This window comes from Protofrankia sp. CiP1_Cm_nod4 (genome assembly GCF_982290645.1).
Map to the genome: position 1 here is coordinate 39,046 of NZ_CEVIVC010000004.1, position 500 is coordinate 39,545.

A 500-nucleotide genomic window follows, 5' to 3' on the forward strand; every position below is an offset into this window, starting at 1 on the left:
GCCCCACCCGCGCGACCAGCGCTCGTGCATGGTGACTTCCGTCCGGGCAACGTCCTCTACGAAGGCGGCCGCATCGTCGGTCTGCTGGACTGGGAGATGGCGCACGTCGGCGACCCGGTCGAGGACATCGCGTGGGCGTACCACGCCCTGTGGAGCCCGGAGCGGTTCGTGCCGCTCGAGGAGTTCGTCGCGGCGTACGAAGCGGCCGGAGGCGTACCTGTCACCGGAGCGGCATTGCGCTGGAACCGTGTCTTCTGCGAGGTCAAGTACGCCACGATCAGCCTGCAGGCGGCCCGTGCGGTCATCGACGGCCGCAGCCACAACCTACGGCTGATCGACCGGGCCCGAACCGTGATCCCCTCCATCCAGGCGTGCCTGGAGTGGATCGAAGCCAGCAGGCCACGGGAGACGTCATGCTGAGGCCAACCCCCGGCGAGCTGCTCGAGGGGCTTCGCCGTGAGCTGCGCGACGAGGTTCTGCCCGCCGTGCCCGCCGGGTCC

1 protein-coding gene is annotated in these 500 nt (G+C 70.0%); it reads left to right on the top strand.

The genetic code is table 11. The features are described from left to right. Nucleotides 1–420, top strand: a 420-nt coding sequence (locus AC5LSR_RS01970) for a phosphotransferase (RefSeq protein ID WP_493468086.1), incomplete at its 5' end; no start/stop codon positions are given. Between the last annotated feature and the right edge of the window lie 80 nt (nucleotides 421–500).